The 24,991-nt window shown below is 61.6% G+C and carries 19 protein-coding genes and 2 pseudogenes; 17 read left to right on the top strand and 4 right to left on the bottom strand.

Going from position 1 to position 24,991, the window contains the following annotated elements; all coding sequences use genetic code 11:
* Positions 1 to 38: 38 nt before the first annotated feature.
* Positions 39 to 1,496: a DEAD/DEAH box helicase gene (locus NJU76_RS00795; protein WP_254530913.1), complete on the bottom strand. Its 1,458-nt coding sequence runs from the start codon at positions 1,494 to 1,496 to the stop codon at positions 39 to 41.
* Between the two features lie 210 nt (positions 1,497 to 1,706).
* Between NJU76_RS00795 and NJU76_RS00790 the strand changes: the two genes are divergently transcribed.
* From NJU76_RS00790 to NJU76_RS00770, 5 genes are all read left to right on the top strand, one after another.
* Entirely contained in the window at positions 1,707 to 2,807 is a 1,101-nt protein-coding gene (locus NJU76_RS00790; protein WP_254530912.1) for a nucleotide exchange factor GrpE, read from the top strand.
* Positions 2,808 to 3,420: 613 nt separating this feature from the next.
* Positions 3,421 to 5,337: a molecular chaperone DnaK gene (dnaK, locus tag NJU76_RS00785; protein ID WP_254530911.1), complete on the top strand. Its 1,917-nt coding sequence runs from the start codon at positions 3,421 to 3,423 to the stop codon at positions 5,335 to 5,337.
* A gap of 328 nt (positions 5,338 to 5,665) precedes the next feature.
* Complete coding sequence (gene dnaJ, locus NJU76_RS00780; RefSeq protein ID WP_254532526.1) at positions 5,666 to 6,841, top strand: molecular chaperone DnaJ; 1,176 nt, start codon at positions 5,666 to 5,668, stop codon at positions 6,839 to 6,841.
* 302 nt (positions 6,842 to 7,143) lie between these two features.
* Complete coding sequence (locus tag NJU76_RS00775; RefSeq protein WP_254530910.1) at positions 7,144 to 8,277, top strand: sugar-transfer associated ATP-grasp domain-containing protein; 1,134 nt, start codon at positions 7,144 to 7,146, stop codon at positions 8,275 to 8,277.
* Positions 8,278 to 8,448: 171 nt separating this feature from the next.
* On the top strand, positions 8,449 to 9,195 hold the full coding sequence (locus tag NJU76_RS00770) for a hypothetical protein (RefSeq protein ID WP_254530909.1): 747 nt from the start codon (positions 8,449 to 8,451) through the stop codon (positions 9,193 to 9,195).
* Positions 9,196 to 9,224: 29 nt separating this feature from the next.
* Here the strand turns inward: NJU76_RS00770 and NJU76_RS00765 are convergent, their stop codons facing one another.
* Complete coding sequence (locus NJU76_RS00765; RefSeq protein WP_254532525.1) at positions 9,225 to 10,790, bottom strand: FAD-dependent oxidoreductase; 1,566 nt, start codon at positions 10,788 to 10,790, stop codon at positions 9,225 to 9,227.
* A 176-nt stretch (positions 10,791 to 10,966) separates the two neighbouring features.
* Here NJU76_RS00765 and NJU76_RS00760 point away from each other — a divergent pair, with 176 nt between their 5' ends.
* From NJU76_RS00760 to NJU76_RS00750, 3 genes are all read left to right on the top strand, one after another.
* Positions 10,967 to 11,539 carry an NAD(P)/FAD-dependent oxidoreductase gene (locus NJU76_RS00760; RefSeq protein ID WP_254530908.1) on the top strand — a complete coding sequence of 191 codons (573 nt, stop codon included), beginning with the start codon at positions 10,967 to 10,969 and terminating at the stop codon, positions 11,537 to 11,539.
* 135 nt (positions 11,540 to 11,674) lie between these two features.
* On the top strand, positions 11,675 to 12,178 hold the full coding sequence (locus NJU76_RS00755) for a YciE/YciF ferroxidase family protein (RefSeq protein WP_254532524.1): 504 nt from the start codon (positions 11,675 to 11,677) through the stop codon (positions 12,176 to 12,178).
* A gap of 214 nt (positions 12,179 to 12,392) precedes the next feature.
* Positions 12,393 to 12,674: a MoaD/ThiS family protein gene (locus NJU76_RS00750; RefSeq protein WP_254530907.1), complete on the top strand. Its 282-nt coding sequence runs from the start codon at positions 12,393 to 12,395 to the stop codon at positions 12,672 to 12,674.
* A gap of 23 nt (positions 12,675 to 12,697) precedes the next feature.
* Here the strand turns inward: NJU76_RS00750 and NJU76_RS00745 are convergent, their stop codons facing one another.
* Positions 12,698 to 14,365: an aldehyde ferredoxin oxidoreductase C-terminal domain-containing protein gene (locus NJU76_RS00745; protein WP_254530906.1), complete on the bottom strand. Its 1,668-nt coding sequence runs from the start codon at positions 14,363 to 14,365 to the stop codon at positions 12,698 to 12,700.
* A 167-nt stretch (positions 14,366 to 14,532) separates the two neighbouring features.
* Between NJU76_RS00745 and NJU76_RS00740 the strand changes: the two genes are divergently transcribed.
* From NJU76_RS00740 to NJU76_RS00715, 7 genes and pseudogenes are all read left to right on the top strand, one after another.
* Positions 14,533 to 15,186 (top strand): HAD family hydrolase, encoded by a 654-nt coding sequence (locus NJU76_RS00740; RefSeq protein WP_254530905.1) that lies wholly within the window; start codon positions 14,533 to 14,535, stop codon positions 15,184 to 15,186.
* A 183-nt stretch (positions 15,187 to 15,369) separates the two neighbouring features.
* The gene (locus tag NJU76_RS00735; RefSeq protein WP_254530904.1) at positions 15,370 to 16,299 is read left to right on the top strand and encodes a DUF7983 family protein; all 930 of its coding nucleotides are present in this window, start codon (positions 15,370 to 15,372) and stop codon (positions 16,297 to 16,299) included.
* A 229-nt stretch (positions 16,300 to 16,528) separates the two neighbouring features.
* Positions 16,529 to 16,768: pseudogene (locus NJU76_RS26835) on the top strand (RNA-guided endonuclease TnpB family protein); the annotation flags it as partial.
* A gap of 55 nt (positions 16,769 to 16,823) precedes the next feature.
* Positions 16,824 to 17,995 (top strand): annotated as a pseudogene (locus tag NJU76_RS00730) (ISH3 family transposase).
* A 1,687-nt stretch (positions 17,996 to 19,682) separates the two neighbouring features.
* Complete coding sequence (locus NJU76_RS00725) at positions 19,683 to 20,012, top strand: DUF5789 family protein (protein ID WP_254530903.1); 330 nt, start codon at positions 19,683 to 19,685, stop codon at positions 20,010 to 20,012.
* 267 nt (positions 20,013 to 20,279) lie between these two features.
* Positions 20,280 to 21,164: a M48 family metallopeptidase gene (locus tag NJU76_RS00720; RefSeq protein ID WP_254532522.1), complete on the top strand. Its 885-nt coding sequence runs from the start codon at positions 20,280 to 20,282 to the stop codon at positions 21,162 to 21,164.
* Positions 21,165 to 21,610: 446 nt separating this feature from the next.
* Positions 21,611 to 22,201 (top strand): GNAT family N-acetyltransferase, encoded by a 591-nt coding sequence (locus NJU76_RS00715; protein WP_254530902.1) that lies wholly within the window; start codon positions 21,611 to 21,613, stop codon positions 22,199 to 22,201.
* On the opposite strand, the gene NJU76_RS00710 is transcribed toward NJU76_RS00715, so the two are convergent.
* Positions 22,202 to 22,441: a DUF8142 family protein gene (locus NJU76_RS00710; protein ID WP_254530901.1), complete on the bottom strand. Its 240-nt coding sequence runs from the start codon at positions 22,439 to 22,441 to the stop codon at positions 22,202 to 22,204.
* Between the two features lie 56 nt (positions 22,442 to 22,497).
* Between NJU76_RS00710 and NJU76_RS00705 the strand changes: the two genes are divergently transcribed.
* Together NJU76_RS00705 and NJU76_RS00700 are read left to right on the top strand one after the other, a co-directional pair.
* On the top strand, positions 22,498 to 22,923 hold the full coding sequence (locus NJU76_RS00705; RefSeq protein ID WP_254530900.1) for a DUF7967 family protein: 426 nt from the start codon (positions 22,498 to 22,500) through the stop codon (positions 22,921 to 22,923).
* A 238-nt stretch (positions 22,924 to 23,161) separates the two neighbouring features.
* Positions 23,162 to 24,844 carry an acyl-CoA mutase large subunit family protein gene (locus tag NJU76_RS00700; RefSeq protein ID WP_254530899.1) on the top strand — a complete coding sequence of 561 codons (1,683 nt, stop codon included), beginning with the start codon at positions 23,162 to 23,164 and terminating at the stop codon, positions 24,842 to 24,844.
* Positions 24,845 to 24,991: the final 147 nt, after the last annotated feature.

The raw sequence follows: 24,991 nt of genomic DNA, 5'->3' as shown, positions 1-24,991 counted from the left end.
TTCGTCGACTGGCGAACCCCCACCGAGGCGCTCGATGATCACTCACGGCGTCGATTCGCGATCCGTTCCTCACCGGTATCCGTCGAGACGATCTCGTAGAGAATCGCACGGCCGCCGTTCGCCTTCGGGCGAAGAATCCGACCGAGGCGCTGTCTGAATTCGCGCTCGCTCCCGGTCCCCGAAAGAATAACGCCGACAGTGGCCTCCGGGACGTCGACACCCTCGTTGAGCACGTTCGTCGTGACGAGTCTCGTGTACTCGCCGTCTCGGAAAGCGTCCAGAACGTAGTTGCGTTCGGTCCGACCGTCCGCGACGATGGCGTCCGTCTGGTGGGTGATCGTGGGGATCAAGAATCGCTCGCTAACGTCGTACGCGAGGTCGTTGTGGGCCGTAAAGATGATGATCCGGTCGCCGCGGTGATCGTCTAAAATCTCGGCGAGCGCCTCGAGTTTCGCCTCGCTTCCGAGCATGACTTCGCGTGCGCGCTGGCGAGCGAGCAACGCCTCGCGCGCCTCGGGATCGTTCCCCGACCGCTTGACGAGGGCCTGGTAGCCCGAACCGCCGCGCATGTCGATGTTCGATTTCGCCAGGTAGCTAGTGAATACGTCCTGATTTCGCTCGTATTCATCGCGTTCCGCGGGGGTGAGCGAGACTTCGAGTCGTTTGATATCGTATTCAGCCAGGTGATCGCCTGCCAGCGTTTCCACGTCGACGCGGTGGACCAGCGGACCGACGATTTCCTCGACCACGTCGTGTGCGCCGTCGGGTCGTTCGAAGGTCGCCGTCACGCCCAGGCGTGCGGGGGCGGCGAGCAGTTGTGCGATGTTGCGGTAGCCCTCGGCGCCCAGATGGTGAACCTCGTCGAAGACCACGCACCCGAACCGGTCGCCGACCGAATCAGCTTTCAGATAGGCCGAATCGTACGTCGAGACGGTGATCGGCTCGAGTCGCTGTTCACCCCCGCCGAAGCGGCCAACCGGCCGGCCGAATTCGCGTTCGAGTTCGCGTTCCCACTGCTCGAGCAGATCGATCGTCGGAACCACGACGAGCGTCGGTACGGCGAACCGTTCGATCGCCGACAGCGCGATGACCGTCTTGCCGCTGCCCGTCGGGAGTTCGAGGACGCCGGCGGGCGCTCGATGGACCGATCCGGAATCGGTGCGATCGAGCCAGCGATCGGTTTCGAGCCATGCATCGAGCGCTGTCGCCTGATAGTCGCGGAGTTCGTAAGCAGATCGCAGGTCTGGAACGGACGCGAGGTCGAGGACTCGATCGTCGATCGCAGCGTCCAGGTCGTCGAGGATAGCCACTAGATCGGCGTAGCACATTGCGGGGGCCCGCCAGCAGTCGGTCCGCGAATCGGACTCGAGGTCCGGTACGGCGGTCCAAATCGAAGCCGGCGAAACGGACGATTCCGCGAGGCCGTCGATCCGGATCGTCCCGTCTTCGTACCGGAGTTCGACCGCGCTCGAGCCGTCGGGTAAAGCCCGTTTCACGTGTCACATTCGGTCCAGGGAGCACATATACTGGTCGGATCCAGTGATGGTCTTTCATCGATCTTCACGCGAACGACCGAAGCACGACGCGCTGAGAGCCGAGATCGCGGTTCCGTCCCTCATTCGCGCACCGTCTCACGCCCACGCGATCGTTCTGTCCACGACACCCGTACCTCAACCCTTTTATTATCGCTGTTCGTTGACCCCCACATGAGCGAAGACGAGGGAACGAACGCGTCCGCCCAGGGTGTCCCGTCAGCAGAGGAATCCGACGACGGCGAGACGGCTGACGTCATTCCCGAGGAGTCGATGGACCAGGAATCGGAACCGACTCCGGACTTGAGCGACTCCGACTCGGAGCCCGCTGCAACGGATGCCGACTCGAGTGCAGAACCTGGCGACGACAACAGCAGATCCGCGGCCGAAACCGGCCCGCCTGCCGACGATGACGACGATTCGACCGGGCAGGCACCCAAGACGAGTGATGACGTCCAACGGGTCCTCGATCGAATCGCCGCGTACGACGACGAACTCGCACACAAGGTCAACTCGATCGTCGAAGAGGCCCGCTCGCTAAACGGCACGGTCAACCACCAGCGCGAAGAAATCGAGGACCTCGAGGAACGCATCGAGTCCCAGGCCGAAACAATCAGCGAGGTACACGACGAACTAGAGGAGTACGAACAGGCCCTGGCCGACCGCGACGAGCGACTCGAGGAATACGAAGCGGAGGTCGAGGAGTTACGGAGCCGCCTGAAGCGCAAACAGGCGGACTTCCAGAATTACAAGAAACGGGCGAAAAAACGCCAACAGCAGATCAAAGACCGTGCCACCGAGGACCTCGTCGGCCGTCTGATCGGCGTCCGTGACAACTTGAAACGAGCACTCGACGAAGAGAGCGGTGACGCAGAAAGCCTCCAGCAGGGCGTCGAAATGACCCTCCGAGAGTTCGACCGGATTCTCGAGGACGAGAACGTCTCCGAAATCGACCCGGATCCGGGGGCCGAGACCGACCCGCAGCGCCACGAAGTCATGATGCGAGTCGAGAGCGCCCTGCCGGAGGGGACCATCGCGGACGTCTACACCCCCGGCTACGAGATGGGCGACAAGGTCATTCAGAACGCTCAGGTGACCGTTTCGAACGGCGACCTCGAGGAGGATGCGGAAGCCGAGGCCGACGGAGCCGCCGAAACCGACCACTCGACCGACGATTCGGTCGGGGGTGACGATGCTGTCGACGAGTCCGAACCGACGAGGAATGGACGGACAGATGAGGGTGACGAGGCGTCTGCCGACGACGCTGACGAGTGAGGGCCTGTTCGGGGGATCGAATTCCCTGGAAACGGTTCCTCGGGCTACTTCTTTCCGGGAATGGCTCTTCTCGGGCGGCTTCTCCCCCCGGAAACAGTTCACACTGGGCGAGTTCTAGCGGATAGCAGGCACAAAACTCACCACTTTGGTAGTGAAATATGCGACGTACACGTAATTCATCCACTGTACACATAGATAGCTTCGTGCGTGGAAAACTGGCAGCTGACTCGGCGTCTGCGACGGCGAGAGCCGGTATCACCCAAGTCAGCCGACCACGCCGACCGACACAAGATACCTCGAAGCCCCACACGGGGTACGAGTACCGGCTTCGTGGCGGAGCCAGCGCCGTCGGTCGCAAAGCGTAGATTCCCAACCATCCATATCGACCGGCCCGTGCGACACCGGGCGGGAAGCCTACAGTCGTAGCCGAGGGAGCACAACACAGAACGTATTTTCTCTGACCGGCACGCTCCGAGTCGTCTGATTACGAGCTCGTTTTTATCGAACGGCAAGTGTGGAATTCACGGGTCTGAGGCGCCCGTACGGTATTTTGTTCGGTTCTTGCTCGTTTCTAGTAACCTTTAAAACAAAGTGCGCACAATACCCCTCCACGATGGCGAGCAACAAGATTCTCGGAATCGACCTCGGAACGACGAATAGCGCGTTTGCGGTGATGGAAGGTGGCGATCCGGAGATCATCGTCAACGCCGAAGGGGAACGAACGACGCCGTCGGTCGTCGCCTTTACGGACGACGACGAGCGACTCGTCGGCAAACCGGCGAAGAACCAGGCGATCCAGAACCCAGAAAAGACGATTTCCTCGATCAAGCGCCACATCGGCGAGGAAGACTACACCGTCGAAATCGAGGACGAGGAATATACACCCGAACAGATCTCGGCGATGATCCTCCAGAAGATCAAACGCGACGCCGAGGACTATCTGGGTGACGAAATCGAGAAAGCCGTCATCACGGTCCCTGCGTATTTCTCCGACCGCCAGCGACAGGCGACCAAAGACGCCGGTGAGATCGCCGGATTCGAAGTCGAGCGCATCATCAACGAGCCGACCGCCGCATCGATGGCCTACGGCCTCGAGGACGATCAAGATCAGACCGTCCTCGTCTACGACCTCGGTGGCGGCACGTTCGACGTTTCCATTCTCGACCTCGGCGGCGGCGTATACGAGGTCGTGGCGACCAACGGTGACAACGATCTCGGCGGCGACGACTGGGACGGCGCCATCATCGATTGGCTCGCGGAAGGATTCAAGGACGAACACGGAACCGATCTCCGTGAGGACCGTCAGGCCCTCCAGCGACTCAAGGACGCTGCCGAAGAGGCCAAGATCGAACTCTCTTCGCGCAAGGAAACCGAGATCAACCTTCCGTTCATCACCGCGACCGACGACGGTCCGATCCACTTGGAGGAGTCGCTCACTCGCGCGAAGTTCGAGTCGTTGACACAGGATCTGATCGACCGGACCGTCGAGCCGACCGAACAGGCGCTCGAGGACGCTGGCTACGAAAAAGACGATATCGACGAGGTGCTGCTCGTCGGCGGTTCGACGCGGATGCCCCAGGTCGCCGAGAAAGTCGAGGAACTAACCGGTCGGGAACCCCAGAAGAACGTCAACCCCGACGAGGCCGTCGCGCTGGGGGCAGCGATTCAGGGTGGCGTGCTGGGTGGGGATGTCGACGACATCGTCTTGCTTGACGTGACGCCGCTCTCGCTCGGTATCGAGGTCAAAGGCGGTCTCTTCGAGCGACTCATCGAGAAGAACACGACGATCCCGACCGAGGAGTCGAAGATCTTCACCACCGCGGCGGCAAATCAGACGACAGTTCAGGTTCGGGTCTTCCAGGGCGAACGCGAACTCGCCGCGGAGAACGAACTGCTCGGCGAGTTCCACCTGACGGGCATCCCACCGGCCCCAGCAGGAACGCCACAGATCGAGGTCACGTTCTCGATCGACGAGAACGGCATCGTGAACGTTTCCGCGGAGGACAAAGGTAGCGGGACCACCGAGGAGATCACGATCGAGGGCGGCGCCGGCCTCTCCGACGACGAGATCGAGAAGATGCAGCGCGAAGCCGAAGAACACGCAGAGGAGGACCAGCAAAAGCGCCAGCGCATCGAGGCCAGAAACACGGCCGAGGCCACGATTCAGCGCGCCGAAACGCTGCTTGAGGAGAACGACGAACAGGTCGACGACGACCTTCGCGCCGACATCGAGGCCGCAATCGAGGACTTAGAGGAGACGGTCGACGACGGCGATGCCGACGCCGAGGACATCGAGGCGGCGACGGAGAACCTGAGCGAGGAACTACAGGAGATCGGAAAGCAGATCTATCAGCAGCAAGCCGGCGCTGCGGGCGCTGGCGGTGCCGCGGGCGCGGGCCCCGGCGGTATGGGCGGCGGTCCGAACCCCGGCTCCGATGCCGGTGCTGGTGCGGCCGGGGAAGAGGACGAAGAGTTCGTCGATGCCGACTTCGAAGACGTGGACTTCGACGAGGACGAAGACGACGAGTAACGCCTCGCGATTCGAGTTCTTTCCCGCCAGTTCAGTTGCGTTCGCTCCGTTTCGACGGACGGTCCGTCGTTAAGGAATTGGCTGCAGTCACAGCCACTCGGTACCGTAACTTCGATGTGACGTGTGCCAGTCTCGGAGCATCCTGTGGTGGCCAGTACGATAGCGATCCGACTCAAGTTTGATCCGCCTCCCCCGAACCCGACGCGAAGTACACGCCATCTGCGAGGGCGATGTCCGACGAGCGAAGGGCCGACCGGGACCAACGGGATGGAAGGGGACGGGGAACGTTCATTTCAAGTGTCTCAACCGACTATCGGTGAGACAACGAATGAGCGAGGACTTCTACGACGTACTCGGCGTGAGCTCGGACGCGTCTACCGAGGAGATCAAGCAGGCGTATCGGAAGAAGGCCACCCAGTACCATCCGGACGTCAGCGACGACCCGGATGCCGAAGAGAAGTTCAAGAAGATCCAGAAGGCAAAGCAGATACTGACCGACGAGGAAAAGCGGCAGGCGTACGACCAGATGGGGCACGACCGCTACGAACAGGCGGAAAAGCACGGCTTCGATGCTGGCGACGTGGGCGGAGCCGGCGGAATGGGCGGCGGCCCGTTCGGCGGTATGGGCGGTGGAATGGGTGGAAGCATGGGCGGTGGTGGCGGTCTCGGCGATCTCTTCGAGCAGGTTTTCGGCGGCGGTGGCGGTGGCGGTCGCCGTCGGCCTCGCAAGGGTCGCGATCTGCGGACCGAACTCGAGATCGACCTCGAGGAAGCCTACGAGGGGGCTGAAAAACAGTTCACGGTCGAGCGCCCGGAAGCGTGTGAGGTCTGTCACGGCGAGGGCCACCCGCCCGAGGCCGACGCCGAGACCTGTCCGGAGTGTCAGGGACGTGGGCAGGTGACGCAGGTCCAGCAAACGCCGCTGGGTCGGGTCCAGCAGACGACGACCTGCCCCCGCTGTGATGGTGAGGGTACCCTGTACTCCGAAACCTGCAGCGAGTGCCGCGGCGAGGGCTACGTCCGTACTACGGCGACGCTGAGCGTCGAGGTACCGGCCGGCATTCAGGAAGGTCAGACGCTTCGTATGGAAGGCGAGGGCGCACCGAGCCCCGAGGGCGGTGCACACGGGGACCTGCTGATCGACGTTTCGGTTCGCGACCACGAGGACTTCGAGCGCGAAGGTGCCGATCTGTACTACCGACTCCCGGTTTCGTTCCCGCAAGCGACGTTCGGCGACACTGTCGAGGTTCCGACCTTAGACGGCGCAGCGGAATTCGACATCCCCGACGGAACGCAAAGCGGCGAAACGTTCCGCCTCGAGGGGAAGGGAATGCCGCGTCTCCGCGGGCGCGGATACGGTGATCTCTACGTACAAGTGCAGGTCGTCACCCCCGAGCGCCTGAACGAGGAGCAACGCGAGGCGCTCGAGGACTTCGCCGAGGCCGGCGGTGACGAGATAGAGATCAAGGACGGCTTCTTCGAGAAGATCAAACGGGCGTTCTAATCACCAGGGGGACTGCTGCCTTTGTGAACGCCGTCACCGCATCCTGATAGTCGATGAACGACGTTTCTCGAGTCGAACCGTTCGGAATGGTCGGTGCTAATGTGTATTAGTAGTATTCCTTATAGTTATCGTCACAATGGCACTGAATGCGTTATCGAAATGTTAAACGCGGCGGTACGTATCAGATAGAGAATGACCTTGGAGAGAATTCTGATCAGTAAAATTGTTTCAGGACAGGTTTTGAAATTGGTAATGTAGGTTACATTGTCGATAAATATATACCATTCCTGCCACTAATCCACATGGACCTCGTCCGAGCCTGCCAAACTATCGGTCAGGTGAACAAATTACTTCAGGCGGAACGACGGACCGGGTCGTCGTTCGAGCTGTCTCTGGGGGAGCGTCAGTGGCTCTACCAACACGGATTTCTGCGAAAGTCCGGCGTCATATATTCACTCGAGCTGAACGATCCCGGCGAGTATCTCACCGACTACCAGCGGTTCGTCCGAACGAAGTGGATCAACGGTCGGCACTGGAACGCGTTACTCGACAACAAACTCGCGTTTCATCGTCTCCTGGGCGAATTTCCGGATCATCGTCCGACCGTGTATGGGCTGCTCACCGACGGTCGGTTCCACGCGGTCGCTCCGACCGAGGGTCGGCCACAACTGGCCGATGGCGGACTCGAGTTGAAGCAATCGTCCGCGTCGACGACCTCGCGTCCGACCACAGAACCCATCGACTGGATCACCGATACGCTTTCGGACGGGGACCGAATCGTAGTGAAGCGGGTTCGGGGCAGCGGGGGAGACAACGTCCACTTCGTGGCACGAGCTGACGACGAATACGTCTTCGACGGGACGCGGATGAGCGAGTTGGCCCTTGCGAAGACGCTTTCCGACTTCGAGGAGTATCTCATCTGCGAGTACGTCGACCAGGCGGACTACGCAGCAGAACTGTTCCCCGAGACGACGAACACGATCCGAATCGTGACCATGTTCGACGACCGAGAGGGGGCGGCGTTTATTCCGATGGCGATCCATCGGATTGGAACGACCGATTCGGCTCCGGTCGACAACTTTTCGAAGGAGGGGTTGAGCGCCCGAATCGATCGGACGTCTGGCACGCTCAGCGAGGCCGCTAAATATCCGACCGCCGGGTCGCTCGACTGGCATCGGACCCATCCCAGTTCCGGTGTTCGCATTCAGGGGACGGCAGTTCCGGGCTGGGCCCAGATTCGGGACCGAGTGCTCGAGATCGCCGAGACGTTCTCGCACATTCCGTACGTCGGTTGGGACCTGGTCGTCACTGCCGAGGGCGAGTTCCAGATCCTCGAGGCCAACAGTCACCCGGACGTCACCTCGCTGCAAGTCCACCGACCGCTGCTGTCCAACGACCGAACGCGGCAGTTTTACCGTGATCACGACGTGATCTGAGACGGGGACGGGTAAGATCTGACCGGCCTGAATGGCCCCGCGTGTACCGCGAACGCCTCGGCCGGCACCGGTCACTCGCAGCCGGCGGTAGTCCCGTCGTATGGGGGGTGAGGTAGGTGCGCAACCGACGCGAGTCGGCGCGCTTTTTCCGTCCCGGACCCAGATTCCGATATGAACGCTGGGACGGTCGATGACCTGTTCATCCGGGAACTCCGCGACGATCGGATCGGACTCGTCGACGCGACGGGCCGGGAGTACGATTACCACTGGCTGTGTACGACGTCATGGAAGGCCGGTAACTTCCTGCGCCACATGGGCGTCCGGGAGGGCGTCACGGTCGGTGTCGTCGGTGACGACCCCCTCGCCTTGCTCGCCTTTTTCGGCACGACGCTGCTCGAAGGAACGACCTGCTTCGAGCCGCCGACCGACCTCACTGAGGCGGCCGACTTTCGGGCCCTCGTTGCCCCGGTCGATACGCTGGAAAGCTACGAACTCCCTCGTGGAGCCCAGCGAGTTGGCTATGGTTCGCCGCCCGACGCGCCAGACGTTCATCACTTCGACGCCGGGCTCTGGAGCGAGAATCCGTCGTTTCCGCCGTTCTCGACCGAACCCGAGACCGCAATCCTGACGGACGGCGACCGGACGGTGACACACCGGGACGTTCTGGCGGCCGGACGCGCGGTCATCGAGGAGTTCGGTCTCGAGTCGGACGAGCGCGTCGTCGTCCGCGCGCCGCTCTCCGACTCCCGGACGGTCGTAGCGGGCGTGATCGCGCCGCTGCTGGCCAGGGCCCCAATCGTGCTCTCGGACACCGACCGCGAGGCAGAGATTCCGGCCGAACGCGGGGCCTACGCCGTCTCGAGCGAGTCCGTACCCGAGCCGAACCGCATCGATCTCGACGCTGTTTCGGCCCCATAACGAGACGCGATTTCCCCACCGTCACCCCCTCAGAGTTCTCGGTACAGCAATCCCTCGAGCGCAGGTCCCGAGAGCACGTCGCCGTCGTAGCTGAATCGAGAGCCGTGACAGGGGCAGTCCCAGGTCCGCTCGGCGTCGTTCCATCGGACGAGACAGCCCATGTGTGGACAGGTCGCGGAGACGGCGTGGGTCGCGCCGCCCTCGTCGCGGTAGAGTCCCACCGGCTGCGTCCCACGGCGGACGACGTTGGCGTCACCGGGTTGAAGACCGTCTCCGCACCCCGACTCGAGCGTCGCGAGCAGTGACTTGATCCGATCGCCGACGAAGCTGCCACCGACTTTCGCGTTCTCCACGAGGAAATCCTTCGCAGAGGCCCCGGGCGTAAGGCGCTGGGGATCGAACACGTCGGCCCAGGGGCTCGATCCCTCCGTGATAAGGTCCGAGAGGATCATGCCCGCGGCAGTGCCCCCCGTCATCCCCCAGCCACCGAACCCGGTACCGACGTAGACGTGATCCGCCAGCGGATCGATCTGTCCGACGAATGGCACCCGATCGACCGGCGAATAGTCCATCGTCGACCAGCGATACTCGACCGATTCGACGGTGAAGTGCTCGCGGGCGAACGCCTCGCAGCGCCGGTACCGCTCAGAGGTCGGCGGTCCGTCGAATCCCGGCTTGTGGCCCTGACCCCCGACGAGAAGGAGCTCGCCGGTCCCGGAATCACCACCGGCGGCCGTCGTATGAGAATACGTTCGCATCGTCGCCGGCGGTGAACCGGTGCTGTAGTACATCCCCTCCAGGGGCGTCTCTGCGACCCGGGCGGCGAGTAGATACGCGCGGTGAGGGTGCATCCGCGCGAAGTAGCCGGCGCGATCCAGAACGGGGAAGTGCGTCGCGACGACGACGTCGTCGGCGATCACGTCGCCGCGATCAGTCTCGACGTGACACGGCGAACCGGGGTCGACGTCGAGTGCACGTGTTTCCTCGAAGATGTAACTGCCGTCGCCGTGGATTTCCTCGGCGATCCGGAGGAGATACTTCCGCGGGTGAAACTCTGCCTGGTCGTCGAAGCGAATCGCCCCGTCGACGTCGAACGGCAACGGCGTGTCCTCGACGTACGAGGCGGGGAGGTCGACGCGCCGGGCGGCCGCTGCTTCGTCTCGAATTTTCGCTCGGTCGGCCGACGAATCGGTGTAGACGTACGCTTGCGTGCGATGGAAGTCACAGTCGATGGCGCCGTTCTCGGCGCGTCGTCGAACCTCGTCGATCGCCGCCTCGTTCGCACGGGCGTACTGGCGCGCCCGCTCCTCGCCGAACCGCGAGACGAGCCTGTCGTAGATCAGCCCATGCTGAGCGGTGAGCTTGGCCGTCGTGTGACCGGTGGTACTTTCGACGATCCGATCGGCTTCGAGGACCGCGACGGTCCGTCCGGCCTCGGTCAGATTGATCGCGGCGGTCAGGCCGGTGATGCCCCCACCGAGGACGGCCACGTCGACGTCCAGTCCGTCCTCGAGGGGACCGTACTCGGTCGTTGGTGTCGTCGCAAGCCAGAGCGACTCTTCGTGAGGGGACTCCGGTGAAATCTGGTCCGACATGTGGATCAGCCTATCGAGCAGTCCACACTCGAGCCAAAAGGCGCGCGGGCTGATATTGCCTGGCCTGCGCGGGCTGAGGCTGACTGCGAATCGCGTCCACGCGGGCGAGAACATCTGGAATTGCTGTTTAAAATATTACAAAATCGTTTATTTCGTCAGTCGTGGTCGTTTCGGGCATGCCAGATGTCGCAATCGTCGGCGGCGGTCCCGCAGGATTGAGCGCGGCGCTCTTCACCGGAAAGAACGGACTCGAGACCGTCGTTTTCGATACTGACGAAACGTGGATGCACAAGGCCCACCTGTTCAACTATCCAGGTATTCGAAGCATCAGCGGCGAGGAGTTCATGAAACTCACGCGCGGGCAGGTTCGCGACCGCGGCGCGGACGTTCGAGTCGGCGAGGAGGTGACGGACATCGAGCCGGATGACGACGGGTTTTGGATCGAGACCGACGATGACGAATACGTGGCGGACTACGTCGTTCTCGCGACCGGCGCGGATCGCTCGGTCGCCGAGGATCTGGGGGTGGAGTTCGACGACGAGGGGACCGTCAACGTCGACCTGCAGATGGAGACGAGCGTCGACGACCTGTACGCGACCGGCGCGATGGTCAGGGCCGAAGAGTGGCAGGCCGTGATTGCCGCTGGAGACGGCGCGGCGGCGGCGCTCAACATACTCAGCAAAGAGAAGGGCGAACACTTCCACGACTTCGACGTTCCCGACGACGTCCCGGGTCTCGAGTCCGAGTGACCGCGGTCGCCGCGGTCGGTTAGAGACGGTGACACCTGATCGGGGGCCTCGACTGTCGAGGACCGGCGCCGGGACGCGCCTGCGTGTTCGGGCCGGACGACTAAGCGACTGGTCGACCCAGTGTTTACGATGGCAATGAACGACCTCCACGAATTGTTCGTGCACAAGCTCGCCCAGCAGTACTACGTCGAACAGGAACTCGTCGAGACGCTCGACGAGATGGCCCGCCACACGACGAACGATCGGATGAGCCAGGGATTCGCCGATCACCGCGACGAGACCCGAACGCAGGTACAGCGCCTGGAGGACGTCTTCGCGGCGCTCGATCGGCCCGCGGAGGCGCGGGAATCGGCCGTCCTCGACGGCCTCGAGGCGGAGCGGAGTGAACTCGAGTCCGAGATCGAGGACGACGAGCTGCTCAACATGGTCTACCTGAACGCGGGAATGATGACCGAGCGCATCGAGATGACCGCCTACGAGGGTCTGACGACGATCGCTGAACAATTGGAGCTGGGAAACGACGTGCAGACACCCCTCGAGTCGAACTACGACGAGGAGAAGTCCGCCTACCGCGAACTCGAAACGATGGCGGCGGCCAAGGATCTAAAGTCCCTGTGGGATCGGTTGACGCCGTCGTGAGCCGTCAGACGCGGTGACCGGGAGAGGCTCGGTCGGGCCGCCGTGCGAGAGGCGTCCCGTCCGCGCTCGGAGTGTCTTCCTCGCCAGGACGGGGCGACGCAAACGCAATCGTCGATAGCTGAGGGCTCCGATCGCCGCCGTTCTCGGATTCCGTTTTCGCCGATCGACGCCAGGGTCCGTCGAATACAAGGGTTAGCGCGTCGAATAGCACGTCGTGCAACTCGAGTGCCTCTTCTTCGGGCCGTTTCGAGACGACATCGGCCGAAAGACCGTCCTCCACGAGACGGACGCCGAAACCGTCGGTGAACTGCTGATCGAACTCGAGACTGCGTTTCCGGAACTCGAGGGACGACTCCTCGACAACGATAGGACCGGACTGGCGGGCGAGACGGTCGTGACGAAGGACAAGAAACACGTTACCCATCTCGATGGCCTCGAAACGAGCATCGCGGCGGACGACGTGATTCGGCTCGTTCCGTCAGTATACGGCGGGTGATGGGGAGCGACCAGGAGTGATCGTCAGTCGGCGGAGGGCGCAACTCGTTCGATCGCCGTTTCGGGGACGGTGCCATCGTCCGTCCAGCCTCGAGTCGCGTAGTACTCCGCGATCGCGTCCTCGAGATCGGGGATTTCGTACGGAAGGCCGTCGTCGTCTCGGTCGAAGCCCCGCCGATTGTTGAAGTGGCGCTCGAAGCGGACGGTTCGGGCGCCGATCTCGAGGAGGTCTTCGTGGTCGGCGTCGAACAGTGTCTCGAGACGATCGTCGGTCACGTAGTCGCTGCCGAACGCACAGACGATTCCGGTGTCCCGGAATGCGGACGCGTTTTCCTCCTGCACGAGAGTCTCTGCTTTGCCGAGAGTGCCTTCCGGATCGAGTTGACCGCTGTACTCGAGGGAGAGCATCCCGGCGTACATGTGGTCTGCGCCCCGGTTCGCGACGGCGTAGGAGAGACCCTGACCATGCAGAACACGCCCGTCGTGGGCGGCGAACTCCATTCCCTTGACGGTGTAGTTGTCGACCTCGAGGTCGTCGTGACAGCGGTCGACGCCCTCCGCGAGCGTGTCGCCGATCCCCTCCCGGTGGGCGATTTTCTCCGTCGTTTCGCGCGCGAGTTCCGCGTTCCCAAACTCGTCTTCGCTAGCGAGGTAGGCTGCAACGGTGACGCCGGCGGAGATCGTGTCCATCCCGAGAGTGTCACAGAGTTCGTTCGCCTGCATCACGTCGACGATGTCGCCGACGCCCTGATTCGAGCCGAAGGCGTAGACGGTTTCGAACTCAGGCCCTTCGGTCTCGACGCCGGTTTCCTCGTCCTGTGTCGGGAGTTTGCAGGCGTACGCACAGGCCGAGCACGCGCCCTTCTTGTACTTTTTCTCCTCGACGGCGCTCCCACCGATGCCCGCTGCGTGTTCGAATTCGTACTCCTGGAAGTATCGCGTCGGCAGCGCGAAGTTTTCATTGATGAACTCGGTATTGCCGGTCGTTCCCTGCCGGCGCATCAAGTCGTCCGACTGCGCCGCCTCGCGGTGGACGTCCATCTCCGGCGGGTTCGGGATTTCGACCGGCGGTTCCGCGTCCCCCTCGAAGGTGACGCACTTGACGTTCTTCGACCCGAGGACGGCACCGAGTCCGCCCCGACCGAATGCCCGCGAGTCGAACGTCATCACCGACGCGAACCGGACCCGATTCTCGCCCGCGGGCCCGATGGCGATACAGTTGTCGGGGCCGAGGTCGTGCCGGTCGGTCACGTAGTCCGATGTCTCCGGAACTGTCGCCCCCTCGAGTTCCGGTACCGCCTCGAACTCGACGCCCTCGTCGGTCACGTGGACGGCTATCAACTCGTCGCTCTCGCCGGCTACCTCGAGGACGCTGATCCCCGTTCCGACGAAGTTTCGTGAGAGGTAACCGCCGGCGTTCGTCGAGACGAGGCCGTCGGTCAACGGTGAAAGCCCCGTCATGTTCATCCGGCCGGTAAACGACATGCGCGACTGTTGTAGCGGTCCTGTCGAGAGATACGCTCGGTTTTCGGGGCCGAACGGATCCGCGTCGAACGGGATCCGTTCGTGCGCGAGCGCCGTCGCAGCGGCCCGCCCGCCGACGAACGTCTCGAGCAGGTCGTCGATGTTCGTTTCAGTTGCGGTTCGCTCACCGACATCGACGGTGAGCAGCGGCCCTTCGGCGTGGAGCATTGCTATACAGTAGCTACCGAAAGCCCTTAGCTGTGAGTGATCACGCTCCCTGGCCGGGGACGACACGACGTCGATACCGCCGCCTCGGTTGACCCGCGCGTCCGCCGGTGGAACGTTGCCACCGCGACCAGCCAACGTTATTACTCGTCGTTCGAGAAATTATACTGATGCACTACGACGCGGTCCTGTTCGACTTCGACGGAGTCGTCGTTGAGGGCCCCTCGTCCCAGCGACTGTCGGACGCTCTCGGTCGAACGTACGAGAAACTCGAACGATCCGGGCCGACGCCGGAGACGATCCAGGCCTTTCTTCGCGGTGACTTCGAGTCGATCGCTCGACGGTGTCGCAGCCTTGGTATCGAAGCCGACGTGTTCTGCGCCCGGGCCGCCCGCGAGATGGTGAAGTCCCAGCGTGACGAGGTCGAGCGCGGGTTCCGGTCGGCCTACGACGACGTCACCGCAGTCCGATCGCTCGAGGCACCGCTCGGGATCGTCAGCGACAACCACCCGGCCGTCATCTCGACACTGCTCGACCGATTCGGCCTTCGATCGCTCTTCGAGACCGTCTACGGCTGTCCGCTGACGTCGGACGGGTTGGCTCGACGCAAACCCGATCCGACGAATATCGACGCCGCGATGAACGCCCTCGAGGCGGCCGACGCGCTCTACGTCGGCGATCGGGCCGTCGACGTGAGCGCGGCCGATAACGCTGGCATCGACTCGGTGTTGATCACTCGTGACGAGGGCGACCGACCGCAGACGGACGTGGACCCGACCTATCATCTCACGTCGCTCGCTGGCCTCCCATCGATTCTCGAGTAAGCGCGTACTCGCCCCGCGTGCTCTGACTCGCGACGAGCGTGCGGCCAAGTCTATAGATACGCAAGGCGAATGCCTCGGGGCGTGACCCCGAGGCGGTTCACGCCGGGTCCGCGACCGGCGGCGGTCGATCCCTGGTGGCAGATTCGTGCTTGGCTTTTTTGCCCTGCTCGCAGTACCTAGCCCATGGGATCCGACGACACCTGGATCACGCTCCGGCGGCAGTGCGAGGCCCTCGAGCCGCGTGCCGAACTGGTCACGCCGGTCTCCGGCCGCCCGTTCGGTATCGAACGGACTGCAGACGATCGAATCGTCGTCCGCTTCGGTGACAGCGGCGAGCGGCGGCCGCTCTGGCGCGAGCAGTTCGTCGTCTTCTTCGAACAACTCGCCGACGGATCGATCCCCCTCGCGACGCTGCCGCCGGGCGTCGAGCCGTACGCGAGCATCGCAACGCTCACTGGTTCCTACACGGCCGACGACGACGAGATCCGGTACGATCCCGAGGAGGCGACCGCCGGTGAGAGCCCGTTTCTCGTCCCGGCTGTCGCCGCTCGATCGACGCCCGAACGGGTTCACGACGACGCGTTGCTGTTCGCCCGACAGCTCGAACGCCACGACGCCGACGATCCCTCGGCGCTTGACACCGACAGCGCCACCGACCTCTACGTCCTCGCGTCGGACGTCCAACACGGATCGAACCGGGTTCGGCGCTCGATTCGCAACGCGCTGCTCGAGCGACTCGGACCCGACCAACAGCTTCACGGCCGATACGGAACCGTCAGGCGGACGACCCGCGAGCGCCGTCAGCCGAAGGATGAGGAAACGATATTCGACGTTCTCGACGAGCGCGGTATTCCCCGCGAGTGGGTCACTGGGGTCGATCGAGACAAGTTAGACGTCGTCCTCGCTGTCACCGATCTCGAGGAGTCGGAGGTGTACGACGTCGACGAGGACGTCTACGTCCAGAAAACCGCCGTCGACGAGGACGAAAAGTACTCGCGGCTCCAGGGCATCGCTGATCGAATCGACGAACTAGAGGGGCCAGAGCGCGAGGAATTACGGGCCGAACTGGACGATATCGAGGATCGACTCGAGGATGCGCTGTCCGCGGGATGAGCGCCCGAGAAACTGCGGATCAGCGTAATTCAAGGTGGACCACCGGCCTCACGTCGAGAGGGATCGTCGGTCCCTCTGACCGTTCGAAATGGCGCTTTGCGCCCGTGAGAAGAGAGCGACCGAAGGGAGTGAGTAGGCTGGAGCGGAACCCGACATGGTAGGACACAACCAGCACACTGCGGCTGACCGACACCCACGCGTTCAAGTCCCGTCGGAGACCTTCTGAAGTATAGACGTGCGTCGAACCGCCGTCGTGAAACTCGCTGTTTCCGCCGAGCAACGCGACGCACTCCACCACACCGCCGAGCAGTACCTATACTGTACGAACCGAACCGCCGAATACTGTTGATCGGACACCGCATACACTGAGTCCAAGACTAACAAACGGCAAGTCCGGGACGCGCTCTGCTCCGAACTTCGAGAGGAGACGGACTCACGGGCACAACTCGTCCAAGCCGCTATTCTCCGCCTCAACATCAGTACTTCACAAAGCCGGTTAGTTAGAACATCTGCTTGCTGAAGGTGTGTTCAAGACCCAACAAGCAGACAGTGAAATCCACGAGGACCAGCTCCTTAACTTCCTCGTCAACCAGCTTGACGAGGAAGTTGCTCTGAACCTTGCCAACAACGCTGAAATCGACGCAGAGGACATTTACGAGGTCCTCGTCGGCGCGACCGCCGACGGGACCTCGATCTCTACGCTCTGCAACTCCAGCGAGAACTCGCCATCAGCAAACACGATTCTCTATCATCTCCGGACGAAGTTCGAGCCGGAATGGCTCGAACGAGTCGCAAACACGCTTCTTCGGCGAGATATTGTGGAACTGCTCCCCGAGCAGGTGGAGGTCTGCGCAGACCTCCACCTGCGGCCCTACTACGGTGACGAAGACAACACAGACGCTCTCTACCACTCGGAAGCGAAGCGTGGAACCACTTCGTTCCACGCCTACGCCACACTCTACGCGCGTGTAAAAAACAAACGCTACGCTACACGCTGGCGGTGCGCCGTCTCGAAGACGGCGACACCGCCAGCAGCGTCCTCGCTGAGTTCCTCGGTGTTCTCGACGGCCTTGACACCGAAATCAAGGCCGTCTATCTTGATCGCGGATTCTACGACAGCAAGTGTCTCACGCTGCTACAGGCGCACAACTGCGCCTACGTTGTCCCGATCATCCGGTGGGGGAAGACGATTCAGCATGAACTCTCGGAAGGGTGGAGTCGCATCATTCAACACGACTTGACAGGGAAACTCGACGGTCACAGCTGGACCGTCGAGTTTCCCGTCTACATCGACTGTACGTACCTGAACGGACGATATGACGAGCACGGCGTGGCGCGTCACGGCTACGCCGCTGACGCGCCGTTCATCGAGACACCACGCGACGCTCGATACCACTACAGCAAACGCTTCGGTATCGAGTCGAGCTATCGCTTGTCCGAGCAAGCGATAGCGACGACAACGACACGAGACGCAACGGTGAGATTGCTGTACGTCGTGGTGAGCCTGCTGTTACAGAACGCGTGGCGGTATCTCCACTACGAATACGTAGCGACGCCCCGCCGAGGCGGGCGTCGCCTCTGGTGGTGGCCATACAAAGAGTTCGTGAATATGGTTCGACGGGCCGCGTGGACGGCCCTCGCGGTGCGTCGGGCCGTCCCCGCGAACCGACCACCTGATGACCGGTTCTACCGGTAGTCACTGACCGAGCAAGCGTCTTCGCAAGTGGCAACGCTGTCGCGTCGGCGGCTAACCGCCGCCGACAGCGACAGCTCCATCTTCGATCAGCGTTGTTCAACCGTTGCTGGCGACTCATCACAACAGAACAGGTGGCTCAGGTCAGGCTAACTGGCGATGCTTTGTGAGGTACTGAACATGGGTATCGTTCTGTTGGTCGTAATACTCGTAGTCTTCCTTTTGCCACTTCTCCCGACGCTTTTCATCCTTTTGCCGTTTCTATTCGTAGTCAGTAACTTTAGTGATTAGCAGCACAAGCCATAGTTTTGTCCGATAATATATAATTTGATATTATGGGCGTGGGAGATACAACGTGCGAATGTGGCACGGTGAAGGAAGCGACTACTGAGGAGCGGCGAATGCTCAGTGCAGGTCAAGCAGATAACGGAATCGCAATCAAAACACCAATTCAAAAATTAAACTTCCCCAGTGAGAGTCTATGCCGACTTCTCACTTAGCTTAATCCGCTGGTCCTCCACTGTGCGGCGGGTCATTCCCAGGTTTGTCAGGGCATGACTTCTTTTTTGTGTTGTCCTAGCATTTTCCATTGTCTTTTGGCCCGTCGTTCGGGTTGTTCGTGTCACTCCCCGGTGGGTCGGCAGCTACTAGTCCCATACCACCGATCGTTAATGCGAATAGTACGCAGAGCGCGATCGTGATGCGAAGTATCTCTTTTAAACTCATTCTTACTCTCAACTCGTAAGGCGCATTATTTGCACCCGGAAATCTTTCCACCCGCCGTGTGTATTAGTAGCTCACTTCGTTACAGATGTCAATATGCAATGATTTAATCAACTAGCAACCAACATAACAGCTGATTCGAAATATAAACATATTCATCATTACAGTCGACTGTATCATTTGAAGTAATCTGCAATGATTTAATCCACTAGCGGAACACATGACGGCGGTTCGGGAGACAGATTCAATCGGAATTTGGCGAACTTGACCAAGATATCCAGAAAGCGGCGTGTGTCATGACTTTCTGAGCAACAGACTGTTGTACGCGGAACCTGTACCGATTATTTCGCGCCTGCTATCGTGACTGGACCACGAGAGACACGAGTCCGAAACGCAATCTGAATAGGCCTATCCGTCCGCCTTCGACCCCCCATCGGAGGTCACCGGTTCTGGGCACTGACCGGGCGGGCACGGAATATCCGCAACTGGGCAACGTTCTGAGCGCGTACGCGACGGAAACGCGCACGAATAGCCACTAGACGCCTGAGTCGGTCGTCACCGTTCACGCGGTGAAACCGATTTCGAGTCGATGGTTCGGGTTCGTCGCAGGACTATCGAGGAGGGCGAGAACGGCCGAATCTGTTCGTTTCGAGTGATGAAAATGAATTCACGGCACAGTAACTATGTTATTTTATAGTTCGATGGGAAATGATGGCTGTTGATACGATACGACTCCGCCTCGATTCGATCATCGCTCTTTTGCTTCTGATTCTCTCAGTGCTACTCTGGTCCGTTCTCCCGCCGTTTCTGGCCCCTGCCGTTATCTTCTTTATAATTTCCGTACCAGTGATTACGTGGGTTCTCCTCCGCCTTGATCCGCGATTGTGAGGAATCTCTCGAAGTGTGGTCGACCACCGTGAAACATCACGGGGCAATTTATAATGGTAGATAGTGGAGGAATGCTGCAATGCCCGATCCAACCGAGAGCCACCGAACGAGAGAACTCGGCATCGAATTCGGTTCGCTCGCTCGCCAACTCGAGCAACACGAGTATCCGGCCACGTGCGAGGAACTGATCGAGGCCTACGGAACCGAGGTCCTTCGCTTCCAGAACGGCGAACAGTCCCTCGAGGAGGTCCTGAACAAGGTGCCTGCGGAGCGATTCGCGTCGGTCACGGAAGCCCGGATGGCCATCTTCAACAACGTCGCCGACGACGCGATCGGACGGAAAGGCTACAGCGACCGCACACCACCGGCGCTCGGTGAAGAGAGGGAGGGGTCGGAACAATCGTTCTGATCGCCCGAAGAGGTCCATCGATCGCTCGTAATCTGTCGGCTGGGCCACTCTCGTCCAGGTACACCGCTCACGGCGTGTACCGGTCGCTTCCGTCGTGAAGGTTCGTGGTTCGCGTTCCCGATGACTCCAGGCGCCGTGCGTGAGACGAGCGGACGGCGCTCGACAATCTCGACCGATCGATCCGCGCATTCGATACCCGTTTCAGACGGCCGGCCGTAGTTCGATTCGAGAACGATGCCCGACCGTCGAATCGGAACCCGACCCCTGATGGCGCTGGTCGGTTTGTTCCTGCTGCTGTGGTATCTGGCCCTCGCGACCGTCAGCTACTGGGCGCTTTCGATACTCCGCGATTCTGCACCCAGTCCGGGTGCGACGCTGCTTTTGATCCTCACCGTCGCCATCGTCGGCGGCGTGTTGAGCTACCGGTTCGGGACAAAACAACTCCTTTCGAGGCTGGAGGCGGTCGAACTACCGCGGTCCCAGGCGCCCGCGTTCTACCGTCGGGTCGATCGTCTCGAGTCCCGAATGGACGTCGATTCTCCCACGGTCCTGATTGCACGACTGCCGACGCCCAACGCATTCGCGCTGGGAAGCGCACGAAACGGAGTCATCGTCCTCGACCGCTCGCTCTTTCGGCTACTGTCGCTCGACGAACTGGAGGCGCTAGTCGCCCACGAATTCGCCCACCTCGAGAGTCACGACGCGTTCGTCCAGACGCTCGCATACAGCGTCTTTCGGACGGCCGCTGGACTCGTCTTCCTCGTCCTCGTCCCCTGGCTCGTGGCGATTGCAGGCATCGCTCGAGCGGTCGCGTGGGTTCGCGGAACCCCACGGTCGTGGTCGCGGACGCTGTTCGGCCGACTGCTTGGCTTCATCGAGGGTGGAGTGCTGATCGCATTGCTGGCGCTGACGCTCGTCGTCCGCGCACACTCGCGTCGCCGAGAGTACGCCGCCGACGACCGCGCGGTGACAGTCACTGGAAAGCCGATGGCGCTTGCGCGAGCGCTCAGGACCATCGAACGTGCTTCGGTGTCCCACCAGGGCTTGCTCGCGACGTTGTACGTTCACACCGAGGAGGATACGTTGAATCGACTTCTCGCAACCCATCCCCCGACGGACGAGCGCGTCGAACGGCTGGCTTCTCGACCCTGATCCGCCGGTGGGCGGACGTCACACCTCGTCTCGATCATCGGCGGACCGAACGTAAAGTCACACGATCGAGCGCCTGACGGCCGCAATCGGCGTGGGTCGCGGAACGAACGCATCGTCAGTGAAAGGGGTACCCGGTCCAGAAACCGCCGAACCGGCAGCCAATCGATCCTGGACGACCACTGGGTAGTCTCGTCGCTCGATTTTCGTCGCTCTCCTCGACCACTCATCGGTGGCAGACGACCGCGTGGGTGCGGTCAACGGTCGGTGTCTCGAGGGACGTGAGCAGACTCCAGTTCATGTAGTTCGTGACAGTTTCGAGGCGAGAAACGCGTGCGGTATTCAGTTAGGTCTGCCCGGTGCACTCCATCGCCCGAGGTCAGCCAGCCTCGTCGTGGGATACTGCCAACCCACAAACGCTTTTGGCCGCACATCCCCTACATCGAGTCATGTACGTCCGGGACGCGAAAAACAGAGAGGAGGTCTGGTTGCTGGATCACATCGAGTCGATGGCACTTGACGAAACGGCGTTCCGCTCGCGCGACTACGTCATCGCGGTCGACGAGGAATCGGGCGAGAAGGCTGGGTTCGGCCGCATCCGCGTCCACAAGCCCAACGAGGAGTCCGCCGAAGACGTTTGCGAACTGACCAGCATCGGCGTTCTCGAGGGCTGGCGCAAGCAGGGCGTAGGGGCACACGTCGTCGAGCGTCTCGTAGAATACGCCGGTGACGAGGGGTTCGACACCGTCTACGCCCTGACCGGGGAAGGCGCATACCTCGCCCAGTTCAGGTTCCAGCGGATCGAGGAGTCCGCCCTCCCGACGATCTTGCAGGACCGTCTCTCGGCCAAACGCGACGGCTCCGACCCGGACGCGGTGCCGCTCTCGATCGACGTCGCCGAGTTTCGGATGCCGAAACGGCTCCGAGACGCGTTTAAGCGGGCCCCGGAGGGACGCGAGGAAGGCGGGTCAGAGGAATCGGCCGAGGACTTCGGGATCGATCCCGATTCGGCCACATACAAATATGACACGGGCCGATAGTCACCTGCTCGAGTCTGATCTGCCGGGTCGCTCGTGGAAGCCGTGACCGAACGCGACCCATGCGATACCGGAGAGAAATAGCATCGGTGGCAGGATGGCAAATGCCCAGAGGGGATCCAGTCCCCACCTGAGAAGTATAACGAGGTTGACCAGTCCGATGACGAAAAATGGCGCGACGTAACGGGCGGCGCGGCGATAGTCGGCCCCGTCGTCGGCCCGAACTGACGGCTCCGTTCCCATGCCAGACGAAACGACGACTCGAGGGATAAGCGGTTGTGGTGATTCACACGACATTCATGAACGAAAACAGCTTCGATTCGATGAAGGCGAGCAGAACCGACGCTGACGAGAGCGAAGCAGACGGTACCGAGCACGGCTTGTCCGGTGAGAAGACCGATGCAGACGGTGACGAGCGTCAATCCGACGGCGACGAGAGCGAGTCCGGTGTCGATGACGAGATTCGGGTGTGGCTCGTCGAACGAACCTACTCGGACGACGAACTCAACCTCATCATCCTCGTTTACGCAACCGAGGACGGCCGGCGATACCACCGTCGCGAGCGAGCGCTGACGAGTTTTTCCGGACCGGCTCGAGAAACCCGCGCCAGCCTTCTCGTTTCGCCTGCTGACGTCGGCACCGTCGGTGACCCAGAGACCCGGGAGCGCTACGCCGAGGAAGCGTCCCGAATGGCCGAGCGACACGATCTGAACGACAGTGTGTGATACGGTCTGCTGTACCGATGTACCGGTGCAACCGCGACCGTCCTGCGGTTGCACCGGCAATGACTGACAGTAGTCCGTATGAGATGGTCTCGAGCGAAAGTGGGTCGACTCCGGACGAAACCGTGCCCGGCTCTGATCGAAGCCGTCCGGACCGGTCTGTCGTTCGAGTGGGAACCCGAGCTCGGAGCGCCGCCGTGTTCATCAAAGTTCAAGCCCCATCCCGTCAACGGTATCCATAATGTTCGACCCCGACGAACTCGAGGAGATTCGTGCCAGCAAGGACGAGTGGCACGAGACGGAAGTCGAACCCGTCCTCGAGCGGTTCGGCGAGCGCAAGGAAATGTTTACGACTGATACGGGCGGTCAAGAGGTCGATCGGCTCTATACGCCTGCGGACGTCGGCGGTCTCGACTACGAATCCGACCTGGGAAATCCAGGCGAGCCGCCGTACACGCGCGGGGTGTACTCCACGGGCTACCGCGGTCGATTGTGGACGATGCGCCAGTACGCAGGGTTCTCGACGCCGAAGGACACCAACGAGCGGTACCACTATCTGCTCGATCAGGGCCAGACCGGCCTCTCGATGGCGTTCGATCTGCCGACGCAGATGGGCTACGACTCCGATGCAGAGATGGCTGCCGGCGAGATCGGCAAGGCGGGTGTCGCGATCGACTCCCTTTCGGACATGGAGACCGTCTTCGACGGTATTCCACTCGACGAGGTCTCGACGTCGATGACGATCAACGCGCCAGCGTCGGTGCTGCTCGCGATGTATATCTCGGTCGGTGACCAGCAAGGCGTCGACCGCGAAGAACTGCGAGGGACCATCCAGAACGATCTGCTCAAAGAATACGTCGCGCGCAACACGTACATCTATCCGCCGGAGCCGTCGATGCGGATCATCACGGACATCTTCGAGTTCTGTGCCGCCGAAACGCCGAAGTTCAACACCATCTCGATTTCGGGCTATCACATTCGCGAAGCCGGGTCGACGGCCGCTCAGGAACTCGCCTTCACGCTGGGTAACGGTATCGAGTACGTCGAGACGGCGATCGAAGCCGGGCTGGACGTAGACGAGTTTGCGCCGCAGCTCTCTTTCTTCTTCAACGGCCACAACAACATCTTCGAGGAGGTCGCGAAGTTCCGCGCCGCTCGCCGGATGTGGCACGACATCGTCGAGGAGCGCTTCGATCCCGACGACCCGAAATCGAAGCAGCTCAAATTCCATACCCAGACCGCCGGTTCGATGCTGACCGCCCAGCAGATCGAGAACAACGTCGTCCGCGTCGCCTACCAGGCGCTCGCGGCCGTTCTCGGGGGTACCCAGAGCCTTCACACCAACGGTAAGGACGAAGCGCTGGCCCTGCCGACCCAGGAATCCGTTCGAACCGCCCTGCGAACCCAGCAGATTCTCGCCCACGAGTCCGGCGCGGCCGACACCATCGACCCCCTGGCGGGCAGCTACTACGTCGAATCGCTGACCGACGAGGTGGAAGAAGACGCCTACGAGATCCTCGAGGACGTCGAAGAGCGTGGCGGCATGCTCGAGGCGGTCGAGCAACAGTGGGTTCAGCGCCAGATCCAGGACACGGCCTTCGGCCGCCAGAAGGAAATCGAGGAGAAAGATCGTATTATCGTCGGCGTCAACGAGTTCGAGGTCGACGAAGAACCCGAAATGGACATCCAGGAGATTACGGAGGAAGACCAGCAGCGCCAGATCGATCATCTCGAGAGCGTTCGCGGGGACCGCGACGACGAGGCTGTCGATGCGGCTCTCGAAGCGCTTCGCGATGCGACGCAGAGCGACCAGAACCTGATGCCGTACATCATCGACGCGGTGAAGGCCTACGCGACAGTCGGCGAGATCTGTAACGTTATGCGCGACGAGTTCGGCGAGTACCAGCCCGGCAGCGCGGTCTGAACGCCGAAGCAGCATCGAGCCGGCTTCATATCAACTTTACATCAATACCGAATTACCTTCGCACTATCTTTGTGTCAACTTTGAATTATCCTCGCTTCATCTCTGTTTCAACACCGCGTCAGAATCGTATCAGTATCGAGTACCGTC

Origin of the sequence: Natrinema gelatinilyticum (assembly GCF_024266705.1) — an archaeon.
GTDB lineage: Archaea > Halobacteriota > Halobacteria > Halobacteriales > Natrialbaceae > Natrinema > Natrinema gelatinilyticum.
This window is presented reverse-complemented; position numbering and strand designations above follow the sequence as displayed.

Excerpts from the sequence above, each read along its gene's own strand:
- NJU76_RS00790 (WP_254530912.1), top strand. The coding sequence starts at position 1,707 with ATGAGCGAAGACGAGGGAACGAACGCGTCCGCCCAGGGTGTCCCGTCA.
- dnaK (WP_254530911.1), top strand. The coding sequence starts at position 3,421 with ATGGCGAGCAACAAGATTCTCGGAATCGACCTCGGAACGACGAATAGC.
- dnaJ (WP_254532526.1), top strand. The coding sequence starts at position 5,666 with ATGAGCGAGGACTTCTACGACGTACTCGGCGTGAGCTCGGACGCGTCT.
- NJU76_RS00775 (WP_254530910.1), top strand. The coding sequence starts at position 7,144 with ATGGACCTCGTCCGAGCCTGCCAAACTATCGGTCAGGTGAACAAATTA.
- NJU76_RS00770 (WP_254530909.1), top strand. The coding sequence starts at position 8,449 with ATGAACGCTGGGACGGTCGATGACCTGTTCATCCGGGAACTCCGCGAC.
- NJU76_RS00765 (WP_254532525.1), bottom strand. The coding sequence starts at position 10,790 with ATGTCGGACCAGATTTCACCGGAGTCCCCTCACGAAGAGTCGCTCTGG.
- NJU76_RS00760 (WP_254530908.1), top strand. The coding sequence starts at position 10,967 with ATGCCAGATGTCGCAATCGTCGGCGGCGGTCCCGCAGGATTGAGCGCG.
- NJU76_RS00755 (WP_254532524.1), top strand. The coding sequence starts at position 11,675 with ATGAACGACCTCCACGAATTGTTCGTGCACAAGCTCGCCCAGCAGTAC.
- NJU76_RS00745 (WP_254530906.1), bottom strand. The coding sequence starts at position 14,365 with ATGCTCCACGCCGAAGGGCCGCTGCTCACCGTCGATGTCGGTGAGCGA.
- NJU76_RS00740 (WP_254530905.1), top strand. The coding sequence starts at position 14,533 with ATGCACTACGACGCGGTCCTGTTCGACTTCGACGGAGTCGTCGTTGAG.
- NJU76_RS00735 (WP_254530904.1), top strand. The coding sequence starts at position 15,370 with ATGGGATCCGACGACACCTGGATCACGCTCCGGCGGCAGTGCGAGGCC.
- NJU76_RS00725 (WP_254530903.1), top strand. The coding sequence starts at position 19,683 with ATGCCCGATCCAACCGAGAGCCACCGAACGAGAGAACTCGGCATCGAA.
- NJU76_RS00720 (WP_254532522.1), top strand. The coding sequence starts at position 20,280 with ATGGCGCTGGTCGGTTTGTTCCTGCTGCTGTGGTATCTGGCCCTCGCG.
- NJU76_RS00715 (WP_254530902.1), top strand. The coding sequence starts at position 21,611 with ATGTACGTCCGGGACGCGAAAAACAGAGAGGAGGTCTGGTTGCTGGAT.
- NJU76_RS00710 (WP_254530901.1), bottom strand. The coding sequence starts at position 22,441 with ATGGGAACGGAGCCGTCAGTTCGGGCCGACGACGGGGCCGACTATCGC.
- NJU76_RS00705 (WP_254530900.1), top strand. The coding sequence starts at position 22,498 with ATGAACGAAAACAGCTTCGATTCGATGAAGGCGAGCAGAACCGACGCT.
- NJU76_RS00700 (WP_254530899.1), top strand. The coding sequence starts at position 23,162 with ATGTTCGACCCCGACGAACTCGAGGAGATTCGTGCCAGCAAGGACGAG.